Raw genomic sequence first — 16,430 nt, 5'->3', positions numbered from 1 at the left:
GCGGCGTCGTAGTCGCGAGGTATGAGAAACGCGAAAATCGTCTGTACGCTGGGACCGGCGACAGACGACGAGTCGTCGATACGGTCGCTGGTGGACGCGGGGATGTCGGTCGCACGCATCAACGCGAGCCACGGCAACCGCGACGACCGACGGGACCTGATTGCGACGGCGCGGCGAGTCGACGAAGTGACCGAGAAGCCGGTCGCGGTGATGCTGGACACGAAGGGACCGGAAGTCAGGACCGCCGAAACCGATGAACCCGTCCACATCGAGACCGGGAGTACGGTGGAGTTCGTTCCGGGTGAGGAGACGACTGACGAGACGATTGGCCTCTCGACGAGCATCGGGGCGGCCAAACCGGGCGACCGCGTACTGCTGGACGACGGCCGCATCGAAACCGTCGTCGAGGAAGTCGACGGCGACACCGTCACCGCGCGCGTGGAGTCGGGCGGGGAACTCGGTAGTCGAAAGGGCGTCAACGTCCCCGGCGTGGACCTCGACCTCGACGTCGTCACCGAGAAAGACCGCCGCGACCTCGAACTCGCGGCCGAGGAGGGCGTCGACTACGTGGCGGCGAGTTTCGTGCGCGACGCCGACGACGTCCTCGAAGTCGAACGCGTGCTGGAGTCGTTCGGCGCCGATGTCCCCGTGGTTGCGAAAATCGAGCGCGCGGGCGCCGTCGACAACCTCGACAGCATCGTGGAGGCCGCCGACGGCGTGATGGTCGCGCGCGGCGACCTCGGCGTGGAGTGCCCGATGGAGGATGTCCCGATGATTCAGAAGCGCATCATCCGGCGCTGCCGGGACGCCGGCGTCCCCGTTATCACGGCGACGGAGATGCTGGACTCGATGGTGCACGCGCGGCGGCCGACGCGCGCGGAAGCCAGCGACGTCGCGAACGCCGTCCTCGACGGGACTGACGCCGTGATGTTGTCCGCCGAAACCGCGGTCGGCGACAACCCGACGCGGGTCGTGGAGACGATGGACCGCATCGTCCGCGAGGTCGAGGGCAGCGGCGAGTACGCCGAACTGCAGGAGCAGCGCGTGCCGGAGGCGGACGGCACCGCGAAGACCGACGCGCTCGCTCGGTCGGCGCGCTACCTCGCCCGCGACATCGACGCGAGCGCGGTCGTCGTCGCCTCCGAATCCGGCTACACCGCGCGGAAGGCCGCGAAGTTCCGGCCGCGCGTCCCCGTCGTCTGCGCGACGCCCTCCCACCGCGTGCGCCGCGAGCTCGCGCTCAACTGGGGCGTCCACGCGGAGTACGCCGCGGTCGCGGAGGGCGACGCGACGACGGTCGTCGAGCACGCCGTCCAGGCGGCGGTCGACTCCGGCGTCGTCGACAGCGGTGACACCGTGGTCGTGCTCGTCGGGATGATGACCGACCTCGAGGGCGCGAGCACGACGAACACGCTGAAAGTCCACGTCGCCGCCGAGACGCTGACGGTCGGCCAGTCCGTCGTGAAGGGCCGCGTCACAGCGCCCGTCGCGGTGCTCGACGACGGCGACCTCTCCGATGTACCCGAGCGCACAGTCGTCGTCCTCGACCGGGACTTCGACGACGAATTCCACGGCGACCTCTCGAAGATTGTCGGCATCGTGAGCGCGCAGTCCGGGATGACTGGCTACCCCGCGATGGTCGCGCGCGAACTCGACGTGCCGATGGTGGGCGACGCCGACCTCACCGACATCGTGGACGGCAACACGGTCACGCTGGACGGCGAACGCGGCGTCGTCTACGCCGACGAGTCCTGAATCCGTCGAACCCGCGAGTTTTTCCCTGTCGACGGGGAAGGAGTGGCTATGTCAGAGAGCGACGACCGCGCGTGGCGCTACGAGGTCGACGAGGTCGGCCCGGACGCCGAACCCGACGTGCGAGCCATCGAACCCGGCTCGCCGAACCCCGAGAACGTCGCGTTCTTCCTGCTCGGCGTCGCCGCCATGGTCGGCATCCTCGCCCTGCTAGTGCTCTGAAAGGCTGGGCAAAGCGGCGCGCCCGCCCGGCGACACGGCTCACTTCGTTCGCTACTCGCGCTAACGTGGCCTCCCAGCGACGCCTCACGCGGCTCACGCGTCCCGGTGCTCCGCGTTCGCAATTTCGTGGCCTCCCTGCGGTCGGCCACGCGGCTCACGGGTCGCTTCGGTCACCGTTCGCTTCAACGTGGCCTCCCTGCGGTCGGCCACGCGGCTCACGCGTCGCGGTGCTCCGCGTTCGCAATTTCGTGGCCTCCCTGCGGTCGGCCACGCGGGTAAACGGTTTTCCCGTCGCCCACCTAACTCACGGGTATGATCGAAGCGTTCGGGTACTCCCTGTCGTTCCTGCTCGTCGTCGTCGGGACGGCGCTGTGCGTCATGGAGGCGCTGGCGCCGGGCGCCCACCTCATCGTCCTCGGCGTCGCCCTCCTCATCGCCGGTCTCATCGGATTGTTCGTGCCGGCGGCAGCGACCCCGTTCGTGCTCGCGGGCCTCGTGTTGGGCGTCGGGATAATCTCCCTGTACCTGTACCGGAACTACGACATCTATCAGGGGACCGGGCGCGGGCAGACGCTCGACGCCGACGACCTCCGCGGGAAGCGCGGCTACGTTCTCGAAGAAGTGACGCCGCGCGCCGGCCGCGTGAAACTCGACTCCGGCGGGTTCGACCCCTCCTACGGCGCGCGAACGATCTCCGGGACCATAGAGAAAGACGAGGAAATCGTGGTCGTAGACCCGGGCGGCGGGAACGTACTCACCGTGGAGGCCGTCGACGGCGCGGACGACATCGACCGCGAACTCGACCGGGAGACCGAAAACGCCTGATTTTCGTCTGCAAGCAGTCGCCACGGACGCGAACCGTACCAACACTTATTGTCCGCTCGCCGAACGTTCACACATGGAGTTGACCCCGCTACAGACGGGCGGCGCAGTGATACCAGCCGTCGGGCTGTTGTTGTTGCTGCTGTTGGCCGTCGTCGTCTACGAGGCCGTCGAGATCGTAGACGCCTACGAGAAGAAAGCCCTCACCGTGTTCGGGGAGTACCGAGGCCTCCTCGAACCCGGTATCAACATCGTGCCGCCGTTCGTGGCGCGCACGTACCCCTTCGACATGCGCACGCAGACCATCGACGTGCCCCGGCAGGAAGCCATCACCCGCGACAACTCGCCGGTGACCGCCGACGCCGTCGTCTACATCCGCGTGCGGGACGCCAAGCGCGCGTTCCTCGAAGTCGACCACTACAAGACCGCCGTCTCGAACCTCGCGCAGACGACGCTCCGCGCGGTGCTGGGCGACATGGAACTCGACGACACGCTGAACAAGCGACAGGAGATCAACGCGCGAATCCGCACGGAACTCGACGAACCCACCGACGAGTGGGGGATTCGCGTGGAGAGCGTGGAGGTACGGGAAGTCAACCCCTCCCAGGAGGTCCAGAAGGCGATGGAGCAACAGACCAGCGCCGAGCGCCGCCGCCGCGCCATGATTCTGGAGGCCCAGGGGGAACGGCAGTCCGCCATCGAGAACGCGCAGGGTGACAAGCAGTCGAACATCATCCGCGCGCAGGGTGAGAAGCAGTCCCAGATTCTGGAGGCGCAGGGTGACGCCATCTCCACCGTGCTGCGCGCGAAGTCCGCGGAGTCGATGGGCGAGCGCGCCATCATCGAGAAGGGCATGGAGACGCTGGAGGGCATCGGCGAGGGCGAGTCGAACACGTTCGTCCTCCCGCAGGAGCTCACCAGCCTCGTCGGCCGGTACGGCAAACACCTCGCCGGCAGCGACGTCGCCGGCGGCGGCACCGAACTCGACAGCCTCGACTTCGACGCCGAGACCCGCGAACTCATCGGTCTCGACAACATCGACGAGATTCTCAACCAGATCAGCGAGGAAGCCGACATCGACCCCGAGAAACTCGAGGAACAGGCCGAGGCGGTCCAGCGCGGCGAGGACGCTGGCCTAGCCTCGACGGACGAGGTCATCGAGGAGATGGACCAAGAACTCGACACGGGCGACAGCGCGTCCGGCGGCAGCGGTGACGACGAAAAGGACGCATAACGCGTCCGCGCTGGCGTGCCACCCCGTACCGAACGTTTTTCTCTGGTGACCGCTTACGGCCACGTAGATGGGCATCGACGAGGACAAGCGCTCGACGCTCCGCCGGTTCGCCGCCGTGGGCGCAGCGAGCCCGCTGACCCGCCTCGCCGGCGGTGACGACGACGGCGAGGGCGGCGACAGCGACGTCCGCGACGCCATCACGGGCTACGTGACGGCGACGCCCGGCGCGCACTTCTCGAAGCTCCGCGACGACCTCCAGTTGGGCACCGGGGAGACCCAACACCACCTCCGGCGACTGCTGGAGGAGTCCGCCGTCGAGAGCGAGCGCGACGGCGACTACAAGCGCTTCTTCCCCGCCGAGCGGTTCTCGCCGTTCGAGAAGCGCGCGCTCGGCTACCTCCGCCGGGAGACTCCGCGCGGGATGGTCGTGGAGCTGCTGGAGAACCCCGACGCGACCGCCGGCGACCTCGCGGACACGCTGGACGTGTCGCCGGCGACGGTGAGCAAGTACGCCGCGCAACTCGAAGACGCCGGCGTGCTCTCGCGGGCGGACGGCTACGCGGTCGAGCGCCCCGAGACCCTCATCACGCTGCTCGTGCGGTACGCCGACTCCTTCGACGCGAACACCGCGGAGTTCGCGGGCGAAGCCGCCGAACTACTCTCCTACGAACCCTGAGCGACGGCCGCGGAGCCGTCGCTGTGTGTCGACGGTGAGTGTAGCCCCAGCGGGACTGCGACAGACACTGGATTCCCGGCGGAACCGGGGAGAAGCGGGTGCCGCGCGGGTGGATGACGAGGCCGCGCGGGTCGAACATCAGTCGCCAGTTACGCTTCGACCTTCCACGTCGTCGACGAGGAGTACCCCCAGCGCTCGACGTCGACATCGAACTCGCCGGTCTCGATGGCGGGCATGTTGGCGCCGACCTCCTTCGCGGAGAGGTCGAGTTCGTCGCCGATGAGCCGCGATTTGAAGTACGTCCGGTCGTCGGCGTGGTCGCGGAGGTACTCGAGGATGCGACGCTGCTTCGGGGTGAGTGCCTGACTCGCCGCGGCTGTCGCGCTCATACCAGTACAGTAGCGTGGTTCCCCCAAGAGGGGTTTGGTACGTGTGGTAAATCGGCCGCCATCTTGCGGTTTTACGGCGCTGGACGTGCCGGGTAGTCACCGGGAGCGCGCGTTTTGGTAGGCGCGGTTAAAGCGGGCCGCCGCGGGGCCGCGTCCACCGAGTCAGAAAGTTCTTACCCGCTGCCGGCCGATTCATCGGACAATGACGGAGCCGGGCGTCGAGGTGAGCGTCGTCCTCCCCGCGTACAACGAGGCGGCCACCATCGAGGAGACCGTCCGGACGACGCTCTCGACGCTCGACGCGTTCCTCCCTGCGGGCAGCTACGAGGTCATCGTCGCGGAGGACGGCTGCGAGGACGACACCCCCGAGATTGCCTCGCGGCTCGCCGCCGAGGACGGCCGCGTCCGGCACTTCCACAGCGACGAGCGGCTCGGCCGGGGCGGGGCGCTGAACGCGGCGTTCCGCGCGGCGAACGGGGAGACGCTGGCGTACTTCGACACCGACCTCGCGACGGACATGCGACACCTCGAGGAGCTAATCGAGAGCGTGCGCTCCGAGCGCGCGGACGTCGCCACGGGGTCGCGGTGGATTCCCGGCGAGCGGGCCGACCGCCCCGCCAAGCGCGGCATCCCCTCGCGGGCGTTCAACCTCGCCGTGCGCGGGCTGCTCGGGTCGGAGCTACGCGACCACCAGTGCGGGTTCAAGGCGTTCAGCCGCGAGGCCTTCGAGAGCCTCGTCGACGAGGTCGAGGACGACCACTGGTTCTGGGACACGGAGATGCTGGTGCGCGCCCAGCGACGCGGGTTCACCGTCGAGGAGTTCCCGGTCGACTGGACGCCGAAGGGCGACTCGAAAGTAGATTTGGTCCGGGACGTTTTCGGGATGGGCAGCCAGATTCTGCGCTGCTTCTGGGAGTTCAACGTGAGCCCGTACGCGAACCGACGCACGGGCACCGTCGTCGGCGTGTTGCTGTCGGTGGTGGCGTTCGCGCTGATGTTCGTCTACATCGACGTCGGCGCGTTCGTGGACGCGGTGCGGGACGCCGACCCCGCGCTGGTCGCGGCAGGTGGGGCCGTCTACCTGCTGTCGTGGCCGCTGCGCGGCCTGCGCTACCGCGACATCCTCGCGGAGTTGGGCTACCGCGAGAGCACGTGGTTCCTGATGGGGGCGGTGTTCATCAGCCAGACCGGGAACCTCGTGATACCCGCGCGCGCCGGGGACGCCATCCGCGCGTACGTCGTAAAAGCCCGGCGTGGCATCCCCTACACCACGGGGTTCGCGTCGCTGACCGTCGAACGCGTCTTCGACCTGCTCACCATCACGGTGCTCGCCGGCGGCGTCCTCGTCGCGCTCACTGCGCTCGCACCGGACACGGTCACCGAACTCGCGGCGACCGCCGCGGGCGAGGGGCTAGGTGGCCAGGAGTCGCAGGCCGTCCGGCAGGCCGTCGTCGTGGCTTCCGCCGTGGGCGTGCTCGCGCTCGCCGCGGTCGTCGTCATCGTCTGGTCGGCGCGCTCGGACACCAACTACGTGCGACGAGTCGTCGAGTGGGCCAGCGACGACTCCTACACGGAGCTGGTCGCGAGCGTCTTCGAGCAGTTCGTCGGCGACATCCAGCGGGTCGCCGCGGACGGCACGGCGTTCGCGCGCATCGGCGCGACGAGCGTCGTCATCTGGACCATCGACGTCGCCACCGCCTTGCTGGTGTTCCTCGCGTTCGGCCTCGACCTCGCGCTCGTGAGCCTGCTCGCGGTCGGCTTCTTCGCCGTCAGCGTCGGCAACCTCGCGAAGGTCATCCCGGGGCCGCCGGGCGGCGTCGGCATCTACGAGGCGGCGTTCGCGGCCATCGTCTCGACGCTGCTGCCCGTCTCGTTCGGGCTCGCGCTCGGCGTCGCCATCGTCGACCACATCGTGAAGAACGTCGTGACGGTCGCGGGCGGCGCGGCGTCGATGACGTGGCTGAACGTCTCGCTGACGGAAGCCGTCGAGGGCGACGAGGAGGACCTCTCGGCGGACGCCGCCGCCGTCGAGGAGTAGTCAGTAGTAGTCGGTGACGAACGGCCCGAGCGCGCCGGCAACCGCCGTTCGGAGCGCTTCAGTCCTGTTCGTGATACCACCAGTCAGCACTCCCGCCGCGCCCTGATTCTCCGCGACGCCCGAGGTGTCCAGCAGGTCGTCCATCACGGGGCCGAGTTCCGCGCCGTCGCGGAGCCGCGCGGCCACGTCGTCCGGGAGGCGCATCCGCGGCCCGCCGCCGGTTTCGACGCGTTCGCCGTCGCTCGCGGCAGCCCACATAATCAGAAAGAGGTCGCCACCACGTTCTGCCACTCCCCCTTCGAGACCGACGCCGAGGTCGTATTTCCCAGAAGTGAGCGCGCGCTCCGCGCGGTTCCGCGCGCCCTCGATGGTCTCGTCGTCGCCCCACGGCTGTTCGGGGACGCCGCTGGCGACGCTGACCGATTCGACTGTCGCGTCCGGGAGCGCGGCCGCGACCGCGTCGCGCTTCACCGGGTTCCCGGAGCCGACTGCGACTCGCATACCGGGAAGCCGAGGGCCCGCGCCTTAGTCGCCGCGGATTCGCGCGGCGAGCGTCTCGAGGCCGTCGAGGAGGCGCGGACTCGGCTGATTGAGAAGGCTGTCGTCGACGACGTGTACGTCGGCGTCGAACGCCCAGTCGCGGCCGTCGAAGTCCGGGTCGACGCTGTCGCCCTTCCCGCAGACGTGGACGACGGCGTGGTCGGGGTCGGCGGCTTCGACCGCGCTCGTGTCGACCTCTCGGGAGCGCTCGCCGGCGTCCACGAACGGGTAGCGCCCGCCCGCGGCTTCGACCACGTCGGGCACCCAGTTTCCGGCGGCCATCGGCGGGTCCGACCACTCCTCGCAGTAGACGACGGGGTCGTCCTCGGGCGCGTCGCGGCGGACGGCTTCGACGCGCTCGCGGCTCTCGGCTTCCAGTTGTGCGCCCGCATTCGGGAGACCCACGGCGTCGCCGATGTCGGCGAACGAGGCGAGTACGTCGTCGAGCGTGGCTGGCTCGACGTGGCGGACGTCGAATCCGCGGTCGCGCAGGTCGTCGCGGACCTCGCGCTGGAGGGCGTCACTGGTGAGGACGACATCCGGGTCGAGGTCGCGGACGCGCTCGAAGTCGGGGTTCAGCCAGCCGCCGACGACGGGTGCGTCCACGCCCTCGCAGTGTGTCGTCACGCCCACGAGGCGGTCGCTGCCGCCGAGAGCGGCGACAGTGGCGGTAGCGCTCGGTGCGAGCGAGACGGCGCGCATGCTCGAACGGTCGTGACCCGCGGTGAAAACGGACGCGGTCGAGTGACCTCTCGTCGGAATAGCGCAACGGTTAAGTGTGTTTTGTCCCAACCGATTGGCTACGACTCACCCGGGTTTTCCGGTGATTTCACGCTAATGACAGATGCACGCATGCGCTCCCGAGAGCAGGAGCGCACGGACGAAGAAGAGACGACGGACGGCTGCCCGGAGTGTGGCGGTCTCGTCGTTCAGGACGAAGAGCACGGCGAGTCCGTCTGCGCCGACTGCGGCCTCGTCGTCGAGGAGGAAGGCATCGACCGCGGCCCCGAGTGGCGCGCGTTCGACTCCAAGGAGAAAGACGAGAAATCCCGCGTCGGCGCCCCCACCACGAACACGATGCACGACAAGGGGCTGTCGACGAACATCGACTGGCGGGACAAGGACGCGTACGGCAACTCGCTGTCCTCGAACCAGCGCCAGAAGATGCAGCGCCTCCGCAAGTGGAACGAGCGCTTCCGCACGCGCGACGCCAAGGAGCGCAACCTGAAGCAGGCGCTCGGCGAAATCGACCGCATGGCCTCCGCGCTCGGCCTGCCGGACAACGTTCGCGAGACGGCCTCCGTCATCTACCGCCGCGCGCTCGAAGACGACCTGCTGCCGGGTCGCTCCATCGAGGGGGTCGCGACCTCCTGCGTGTACGCCGCCGCCCGACAGGCCGGCGTCCCGCGCAGCCTCGACGAGATTGCGGACGTCTCCCGCGTCGAGAAGTCCGAAATCGCGCGCACGTACCGCTACGTCGTCCGCGAACTCGGCCTCGAAGTCGCGCCCGCCGACCCCGAGAGCTACGTCCCGCGGTTCGCGTCCTCGCTGGAACTCTCCGACGAGTCCGCCCACCGCGCCCGCGAACTCCTCAAGACCGCGAAGGACAAGGGCGTCCACTCCGGCAAGAGCCCGGTCGGCCTCGCCGCGGCCGCGGTGTACGCCGCCGCCCTCCTCACGAACGAGAAGACGACGCAGGCGAAGGTCTCGGAGGTCGCTGACATCTCCGAGGTCACCATCCGCAACCGCTACCACGAACTGCTCGAAGCCGAAGACACGATTCCGGTCTAACCGGCTCCACCCGACCGCGACGCCGCTTTTCCGCGCGTTCCGAGACGACAGCCGGCGGCTTCGCCAGCTAATCAACCGGTGTCGGGTGGGCTGAAAGGGGCGGCAGCGTGGCGGCAACGCCGCCACGGCATTCGGCGGTCGGCGGAGCCGACCGCCCGGCTCGCGCTCCGTTTAGCCGTCTCGCTGGCCGCTATCCCGAGCGAAGCGAGGGATATGCCAGCGAGCGGCCGCGAGCGCGCCGGGGCTTTCGAGGACACCGTGACCAACACCGTGTGAACCATTTGGCTCGTTGCGGACTCCGAAACCGTATTGCGGACGGCCCACACACGACACCCCATGGACTTCGAGGAGTTCGTGCTGGCGGCGCCCGTCTCCGACCTCGGCGACGAGGCGGCCGCCCGCGAGCACGCCGACGCCGTCGAGTTCCGGATGGACCTCGCCGACGACCCGCTGCCCGCGCTCGACGACTACGACGGCGAGCTCCCGGTCATCGCGACGAACCGCGCCGAGTGGGAGGGCGGCGAGGCCAGCGAGGACGGCCGCATCGACGCGCTCGCGGAGGCGGCGCGCACCGACTTCGTCGCTGCCGTCGACATCGAACTCGCAGCACTCACCGAGGAGGACGGCGGCGGCGCGGAGGCGCTGGCGGCCGCGCGCGCCGAGGGCACCGCGACCATCGTCTCCGTCCACGACTTCGAGGGAACGCCCGAGATGGGCGTGCTCGCGGAGTTACTCGGGGAGGCGTGCTCGCTGGGGGACGTCGGAAAGCTCGCGGTCACCGCCGAGGACCACGGCGACGCCCTCGACGTACTGCGCGTCACCCACGAGTTCAACGCAGTGGACGCGCCCGTCGCGACGATGGCAATGGGTGAAGCAGGCCGGCACACGCGCGCTGTTGCGCCGCTGTACGGCTCCCGCATCGGGTACGCGCCCGCCGACCCCGAGAACGCCACCGCGCCCGGTCAGTACGACGCCGCGACGCTGCGCACGCTCGTCGAGAACCTCCAGTAGTCGGCGTTCGGTGGCTTTAGGAGCGCGCGGCCCGGACTGCCGGTAACAGTGGTCAATCGACGCGGCGTCATCGCGGCGGTACTGGGTTTCGTCTACCCCGGCCTCGGACACGTCTACCTGCGGCGCTGGGTGCGGGCCGTCTCGTGGTTCGTGCTCGCGCTCGTGACGGCGGCGCTCATCGTGCCGGAGTCGGCGTATCAGGCGTTCCAAACCGACGGCATCCAGGGCCTGATGGAGGCCAGCGAGAGCTTCGGCGTGGAAGTGACGCTGAGCCTGCTGGTGATTCGGCTGCTGAACGTCGTCGACGCGTACCTCGTGGCGGTCCGCGACACGGCCAGCGCCGTGGCCGAGCGCGTGCCGACGCCCGGGAGCGACGACGAGAGCGCTGGCGAGGAAGCGGCGACGTGTCCGGAGTGCGGCAAAGAACTCGACAGCGACCTCGACTTCTGCCCGTGGTGTACGACGCGACTCGACGCCGCAGCGGGCGACGCCGACTCGCCGTAGCGGCGCGCGTTACTGTTCGATGATGCGTTCGTCGATGGCTTCTCCGAAGTGGCGACCGCCCTCTTCGAGGTAGGCCAGAATCTCGTCGCCTTCTTCGATGTCAGTGACCGCGGTGCGGCCCTCGCTCGTGGAGACTTTGATGGTCTCGGCGTTCTGCAGCAGCGTCTCGATGCGGTCGCCGGACTCGGTCTCGGCTTCGACGCGGAACATCGGGCGCTTCTCGATTTTCGCGCGCCCGACGACCGCGGTGCGCGTGTGGCCGTCGCGGTCGACGACCTGTACCTCGTCGCCGCTGGACAGTTCCGCGAGGTACTTCGTGCCGCCGTCCGGCGTCCGCACGTAGGCGTGGACGGCCCCCGCGTTCACGCGGAACGGCCGGGACGCGACGTACGGCGACTCGGCGGTTTCGGCGTGCACGAAGAACAGGCCGCGGGACATCGACCCGACGAGCATCCCCTCGTCGTCGTCCATCAAACTTCCAGTGTCGACGCAGACGCGGTCCGCGCTCCCGGCCTCCTCGATTTCCGTGACGGTGACCCACGCGAGGTCGAGGCGTTCGCGCTCGGCGGCGTCGCGGGCCTGCACGGTGCGGCGAATCTCGTCGGGGTCGTCGCTGTCCAGCAGGACGGCGTCCGCGCCGATGTCCAGCGTCTCGAAGGCGGTCTCGGCTTCGGCCGCGGACTCGACGCCCGCGACGAGCGTCGTCTCGTCCCCGATGCGCGCGATGAGGTTCTCCAGCGGGATGATGGTCCAGTCCTCGCCGACGACGATGGTGTGGTCGGCGTCCTGTGCGGCTTCCTCGGCGAACGCCTCGTAGCGCTCGTCGAGGATGCGGACGTAGGCGGCGTCGGCGTTCCCGCGGCGGACCGCGGAGAGGTCCGCGCTCCCCGAGAAGTCCTCCGGGAGGTCGACCGTGCCGTCGCCCTCGCCGTCCTTCCCGACGACGTACGCGTCCGGTTCGGCGGCGTCCTCGCTGTCGGCTTCCTCGATGACGTCGCCGTCGTCCGTGCGGAACGCCGCGACGTTCACGGAGCCGAGTTCTCGCACGCGCTCGACATCCCCGTCGTCGACGAGGACCCAGTCGACGCCGGCCTCCAAGCCGGCCGTGATGCGTCGCTTGCGCGTCTCCCAGTCACCGACCGCGTCGTCGGCCTTCAGCCAGACGGACCGTGTCATTGCAGGATGGAGACGTGGTGCGGCCTTGAACGTACCGGAGCGCCCCGTACTTGCTGGCGGCGCGTGCTCCGGAATGACACGATTTATACTTCCGAACTACGGAGGGTGTGGTATGGCAACGAGTGGACAGGGCCGCATCATGAGCGAACGCGTCCCGTTCCCACTGGACGCCGCGGAGTGCCTGAGTTGGGACCTCGGCGCCGAACTCGTCGAGCGAAAATCCGAGTGTGCGCGCCTCGAACGCGCCGACGGCGGGTCGCTGACGGCGTTCGAAGCGACCGACCACACGGTCGTCGTACGCGTGCGGACGGCGGTCGGCCGCGAGAAGTTCTACGGGCTGGCCGACGCCGACTTCCGAGCGGCGCTGACGGAGTTACCGACGGCGTGGCAGATGTCGTACGCCGACGTGTAGAATTAGGCTTCGATGGGGAGACCGGCCTCGCGGAGGGCTTCCTCGGGCGTGGCGTCCTCGTGGACCACGGCGGCGATGGCGGCGGTCATCGCGCCGGGGTCGTCGTGCTGGAAGACAGTGCGACCAGTGGAGACGCCGGCGGCGCCGGCGTCCATCGCGTCGCGGACGTCCTGGAGCGTCTGCCGGTCGCCGTCGGGGCTGCCGCCGGCGATGATGACGGGCTTGTTCGTGGATTCCGTGACGCGCTCGAAGCTCTCGCGGCTCCCCGAGTAGGCGGTCTTCACGAGGTCCGCGCCGAGTTCCTCCGCGAGGCGGACAGCGTGGCCGAGGCTCTCGGCGTCGTGCTCGTCGACGCCCGGACCGCGCGCGTACGCCATCGCGAGCACGGGCATTCCGAGGTCTTGGGCGTCGTCGACGACGTCCGCGAGCTGCGTAATCTGGTCGGGTTCGTGGTCGCTGCCGACGTTGATGTGGAAGGAGACGGCGTCGGCGCCCGCGCGCACAGCTTCCTCGACGGTGCCGGTGCGGCGCTTGTCGTTAGAGTCGGGGCCGATAGACGTAGAGGCGTTGAGGTGGACGACGTAGCCGGCGCCGTTCTTGTTGTCGTGGACGCGCGGCGCGACGCCTTTCTGCGTGAGTACGGCGTCGGCGCCGTTGCTGGTGACGTCGTCGATGGTGGATTCGATGTCGACGAGGCCGTCGACGGCGCCGAGTGTGATTCCGTGGTCCATCGGGATGGTGACGAATCGGCCATCCCGGCCGATGCGGTCGAGTCGCGCTGTCTTCCCTGGTGTCATTGGTAGCGAGTAGCAAGCGGTCGGCTATTTGCGTTCCGGTTCGGGCAGTCCCTTCCGCGCCCCCTGTTTGAGTTCCGCGGCGAGCTCTTCGAGGCGGTCCGCGACCTCTCCCGCTGGCAGGTCGTTCTCGACGCCGTCGGCGACGATGTCGACGTACGCGCTCCCGACGATGACGCCGTCAGCGCCGCTGGCGATGACTTCGCGGGCCTGCTCGCCCGAGGAGATGCCGAACCCGACGGCCTTCGGCACGTCGGCGTCCTGCAGGCGTTCGAGTGCCTCGGGCGTGTCCTCGCTGACGTCGTCGCGAGCGCCCGTCGTGCCGAGCCGGCCCTGCACGTAGACGAACCCGGTGGTGCGGTCGAGCATCGATTCGAGGCGCTCGGGCGTGGTGGTCGGCGCCACGATGAAGATCAGGTCGAGGCCGTGCTCGCGGCACGCCTCGTACATGGCCTCGGACTCGTTCACGGGAAGGTCCGGCACGACGAACCCGGAGATACCCGCCTCCGCCGCGGCTTCGACGAACTCCTCGGGACCGCCGCTCGCTCGCGGCTCATCGCCGCTCGCGTTTTCCGAGGCGCTTCGCGCCTCGCTCTCCCCATACTGGTAGATGAGGTTGTAGTACGTCATGCAGACGATGGGCACGTCCACGTCCAACTCGCGCACGAGGTCGAGGTAAGCGTCCGGCGTCATGCCGGCGTCGAGCGCGCGCTTGATGGCGTTCTGAATCGTCGTGCCCTCCGCGACCGGCTCCGAGAACGGGAGGCCGAGTTCGATGACGTCGCTGCCGCCCTCGACGAGCGCCTCGACGTACTCCTTGCTGGCTTCCGCGCTCGGGTCGCCCGCGGCGACGTACGAGACGAGCGCGGGACCGTCCGCGAACGCACCGCGAATCTCGCTGTCGGTCACTCCTCGAACACCTCCATCGTGGGCGCGCCGGCGACGTCGCGCGCGGCGGACTCCTCGATGACCGTGTCGAGGTCCTTGTCGCCGCGCCCGGAGACGTTCACGACCACGGGGCCGTCGCCCGCTCGCGGCTCGTCGCCGCTCGCGTTTCCTGCGGCGCGGTGCGCCGCATACTCCTCGAGGTAGGCGACTGCGTGGCTGGATTCGAGCGCGGGGATGATGCCCTCCTCGCGGGAGAGCCGGTGGAACGCTTCGAGCGCGGCGTCGTCGTCGACGTTCACGGGTTCGACGCGGCCCTCGTCGACGAGGTGCGCGAGCTCCGGGCCGACGCCCGCGTAGTCCAGCCCCGCGCTCACGGAGTGGGACTCGACGATTTGGCCCTCCTCCGTCTGGAGGAGCTTCGTGCGCGCGCCGTGGAGCACGCCCTCCGTCCCCGTCGAGAGGCTCGCGGAGTTCGGCGCGTACCCCTCGTCCTTGTCGACGCCGAGGCTGGAGCCCCCGGCTTCGACCGCGAGCAAGTCGACGTCGGGCGCGGGCTCGTGGGTTCCCTCGGGCGCACCCGGGAGTTTCGCGCTGCCCACGAACGCGGAGAACGCGCCCATCGTGTTCGACCCGCCGCCCGCGCACGCGATAACGGCTTCCGGCAGCTCGCCGAGTCGCTCGCGGCTCTGCTCGCGCATCTCCTCGCTGATGACCGACTGGAAGTCCCGGACCATCGCCGGGAACGGGTGCGGCCCCACCACGGAACCGATGACGTAGTGGGTGTCCTCGACGTTCGTCGCCCAGTCGCGCATCGTCTCGTTGATGGCCTCTTTGAGGGTTCCCGAGCCGACGTCGACGGGGTTGACCTCGGCGTCGTGGATGCGCATCCGGAAGACGTTCGGCCGCTGGCGGTTGACGTCCGTGCGGCCCATGTAAATCTCGCAGGGCATGTCGAGGTACGCGCACGCCATCGCCGTCGCGGTGCCGTGCTGGCCGGCGCCGGTCTCCGCGACGATGCGCTCTTTGCCCATGTACTTCGCGAGCAGCACCTGCCCGAGCGCGTTGTTGAGCTTGTGCGCGCCGCCGTGCAGGAGGTCCTCTCGCTTGAGGTAAACGTCGAAGCCGTAGCGCTCCGAGAGGTTCTCGGCGTGGCTCAACGGGGTGGGTCGCCCCCCGAACTCCCGGATTCGCTGCCGGAAGTCGTCAACGAAGCCGTCCTCGTTCTCGAGGACGTAGCGCTCGTAGGCGTCCGCGAGTTCCTCGACCGCCGGCATCAGAACCTCGGGGACGTACTGGCCGCCGTACGCGCCGAATTTCCCGGCCCGCGTCTCCTGTTCGCCCGTCGTTCGCTGGGATTGGTCGCTCATGCGTTCGTTAGTGTCTGCGTGTTCTCGGTTACGTCGCCGTCCATGATGGCGCTTCCGACGAGCAGGCCGTCGGCGCCCGCTTCCCGCATCCGGCGGGCGTCGGCGGGCGTCTGCACGCCGCTCTCCGCGAGCAGCGTCACGTCCTCGGGCGCGTAGGGTGCGACGGACTCGAACGTCGAGAGGTCGACGTCGAGTTTCGCGAGGTCGCGGTTGTTCACGCCGACGATGTCCGCGCCCGCCGCGATAGCGCGGTCCAGTTCCTCGCGGTCGTGGACCTCCACGAGCACTTGGAAGCCGCGCTCGCGGGCGGCCGCCAGCATCGGTTCGAGGTCGTCCCCGAGGAAGCGCGCGATGAGCAGGACGACGTCGGCCTCGACGGCGTCCAACTGGGCTTCGCGCAGCAGGAAGTCCTTGCGGAGCACGGGCACGTCGACGGCGTCCCGAATCGCGCGGAGGTTCTCGGGGCTGCCGCCGAAGTGCTCCGGCTCGGTGAGCACGGAGAGGGCGGCCGCGCCGCCCGCGACCATCTGCTCGGCGAGCGCGACGGGGTCGTCGCGGCGCTCGCCGTCGGTGGTCGGACTCGTCGGTTTCACTTCCGCAATCGTGGGCACGCGCCCGTCCGCCTCGGCGGCTGCGAGCGCGTCGGGCAGCGACCGCGGGGACACCGACACCCGCTGGCCGTCCGGTTCTCGCTCGCGGGCCGCGTCGAGGATGGACTGCACCGCTGGCGCGAGCCCGTCACTCTCGTTCATTACTGTACATTGATGAACTAGTTTGTACATAAACCTTGCGTCGGTTCGCGCACGACGGCGCC

The 16,430-nt window shown here is 69.2% G+C and carries 18 protein-coding genes; 10 read left to right on the top strand and 8 right to left on the bottom strand.

The window, feature by feature from the left end:
* Positions 1–21 precede the first annotated feature (21 nt).
* From pyk to AVZ66_RS01925, 5 genes are all read left to right on the top strand, one after another.
* Positions 22–1,755: a pyruvate kinase gene (gene pyk / locus AVZ66_RS01940; protein WP_058981286.1), complete on the top strand. Its 1,734-nt coding sequence runs from the start codon at positions 22–24 to the stop codon at positions 1,753–1,755.
* A gap of 48 nt (positions 1,756–1,803) precedes the next feature.
* Positions 1,804–1,974: a hypothetical protein gene (locus AVZ66_RS16535; protein ID WP_197407709.1), complete on the top strand. Its 171-nt coding sequence runs from the start codon at positions 1,804–1,806 to the stop codon at positions 1,972–1,974.
* Positions 1,975–2,286: 312 nt separating this feature from the next.
* Entirely contained in the window at positions 2,287–2,799 is a 513-nt protein-coding gene (locus AVZ66_RS01935; RefSeq protein WP_058981284.1) for an NfeD family protein, read from the top strand.
* Between the two features lie 73 nt (positions 2,800–2,872).
* Entirely contained in the window at positions 2,873–4,030 is a 1,158-nt protein-coding gene (locus AVZ66_RS01930; RefSeq protein ID WP_058981282.1) for an SPFH domain-containing protein, read from the top strand.
* 67 nt (positions 4,031–4,097) lie between these two features.
* On the top strand, positions 4,098–4,706 hold the full coding sequence (locus tag AVZ66_RS01925; RefSeq protein ID WP_058981280.1) for an ArsR family transcriptional regulator: 609 nt from the start codon (positions 4,098–4,100) through the stop codon (positions 4,704–4,706).
* A gap of 149 nt (positions 4,707–4,855) precedes the next feature.
* On the opposite strand, the gene AVZ66_RS01920 is transcribed toward AVZ66_RS01925, so the two are convergent.
* Complete coding sequence (locus AVZ66_RS01920; protein ID WP_058981278.1) at positions 4,856–5,095, bottom strand: hypothetical protein; 240 nt, start codon at positions 5,093–5,095, stop codon at positions 4,856–4,858.
* A gap of 202 nt (positions 5,096–5,297) precedes the next feature.
* Here AVZ66_RS01920 and AVZ66_RS01915 point away from each other — a divergent pair, with 202 nt between their 5' ends.
* The gene (locus AVZ66_RS01915; RefSeq protein WP_058981276.1) at positions 5,298–7,133 is read left to right on the top strand and encodes a flippase-like domain-containing protein; all 1,836 of its coding nucleotides are present in this window, start codon (positions 5,298–5,300) and stop codon (positions 7,131–7,133) included.
* Here the strand turns inward: AVZ66_RS01915 and AVZ66_RS01910 are convergent, their stop codons facing one another.
* Together AVZ66_RS01910 and AVZ66_RS01905 are read right to left on the bottom strand one after the other, a co-directional pair.
* Complete coding sequence (locus AVZ66_RS01910) at positions 7,134–7,634, bottom strand: DUF84 family protein (RefSeq protein WP_058981274.1); 501 nt, start codon at positions 7,632–7,634, stop codon at positions 7,134–7,136.
* A gap of 24 nt (positions 7,635–7,658) precedes the next feature.
* Positions 7,659–8,375: a cobalamin-binding protein gene (locus AVZ66_RS01905; RefSeq protein ID WP_058981272.1), complete on the bottom strand. Its 717-nt coding sequence runs from the start codon at positions 8,373–8,375 to the stop codon at positions 7,659–7,661.
* Between the two features lie 135 nt (positions 8,376–8,510).
* Between AVZ66_RS01905 and AVZ66_RS01900 the strand changes: the two genes are divergently transcribed.
* The 3 genes from AVZ66_RS01900 (at position 8,511) to AVZ66_RS01890 (ending at position 10,979) form a co-directional block, all read left to right on the top strand.
* Positions 8,511–9,464, top strand: a complete 954-nt coding sequence (locus AVZ66_RS01900) for a transcription initiation factor IIB family protein (protein ID WP_058981270.1) — start codon at positions 8,511–8,513, stop codon at positions 9,462–9,464.
* A gap of 336 nt (positions 9,465–9,800) precedes the next feature.
* A complete protein-coding gene (locus AVZ66_RS01895) occupies positions 9,801–10,475 on the top strand; it encodes a type I 3-dehydroquinate dehydratase (RefSeq protein WP_058981268.1) in 675 nt (224 codons plus the stop codon).
* Between the two features lie 48 nt (positions 10,476–10,523).
* Complete coding sequence (locus AVZ66_RS01890) at positions 10,524–10,979, top strand: zinc ribbon domain-containing protein (protein WP_058981266.1); 456 nt, start codon at positions 10,524–10,526, stop codon at positions 10,977–10,979.
* A gap of 9 nt (positions 10,980–10,988) precedes the next feature.
* Here AVZ66_RS01890 and AVZ66_RS01885 read toward each other — a convergent pair whose 3' ends face one another.
* Complete coding sequence (locus AVZ66_RS01885) at positions 10,989–12,155, bottom strand: 3-dehydroquinate synthase II (protein ID WP_058981264.1); 1,167 nt, start codon at positions 12,153–12,155, stop codon at positions 10,989–10,991.
* A gap of 112 nt (positions 12,156–12,267) precedes the next feature.
* On the opposite strand from AVZ66_RS01885, the gene AVZ66_RS01880 reads away from it, so the two are divergent.
* On the top strand, positions 12,268–12,567 hold the full coding sequence (locus AVZ66_RS01880; protein ID WP_058981262.1) for a hypothetical protein: 300 nt from the start codon (positions 12,268–12,270) through the stop codon (positions 12,565–12,567).
* Between the two features lie 2 nt (positions 12,568–12,569).
* On the opposite strand, the gene AVZ66_RS01875 is transcribed toward AVZ66_RS01880, so the two are convergent.
* Genes AVZ66_RS01875 through trpC form a run of 4 tightly spaced genes read right to left on the bottom strand, consistent with a single transcriptional unit; the run spans position 12,570 to position 16,368 of the window.
* Positions 12,570–13,364: a 2-amino-3,7-dideoxy-D-threo-hept-6-ulosonate synthase gene (locus AVZ66_RS01875; RefSeq protein ID WP_058981260.1), complete on the bottom strand. Its 795-nt coding sequence runs from the start codon at positions 13,362–13,364 to the stop codon at positions 12,570–12,572.
* Positions 13,365–13,388: 24 nt separating this feature from the next.
* The gene (gene trpA, locus AVZ66_RS01870; protein ID WP_058981258.1) at positions 13,389–14,270 is read right to left on the bottom strand and encodes a tryptophan synthase subunit alpha; all 882 of its coding nucleotides are present in this window, start codon (positions 14,268–14,270) and stop codon (positions 13,389–13,391) included.
* Complete coding sequence (trpB, locus tag AVZ66_RS01865) at positions 14,267–15,616, bottom strand: tryptophan synthase subunit beta (RefSeq protein WP_058981256.1); 1,350 nt, start codon at positions 15,614–15,616, stop codon at positions 14,267–14,269. The genes trpA and trpB overlap by 4 nt, the downstream gene beginning before the upstream one ends.
* Positions 15,613–16,368 (bottom strand): indole-3-glycerol phosphate synthase, encoded by a 756-nt coding sequence (gene trpC, locus AVZ66_RS01860; RefSeq protein WP_058981253.1) that lies wholly within the window; start codon positions 16,366–16,368, stop codon positions 15,613–15,615. The genes trpB and trpC overlap by 4 nt, the downstream gene beginning before the upstream one ends.
* Positions 16,369–16,430 lie beyond the last annotated feature (62 nt).

It is taken from the genome of Halobacterium sp. CBA1132 (genome assembly GCF_001485535.1).
GTDB lineage: Archaea > Halobacteriota > Halobacteria > Halobacteriales > Halobacteriaceae > Halobacterium.
The sequence above is the reverse complement of the archived record's forward strand: the minus strand, read 5'-3'. Positions and strand labels throughout refer to the sequence as shown.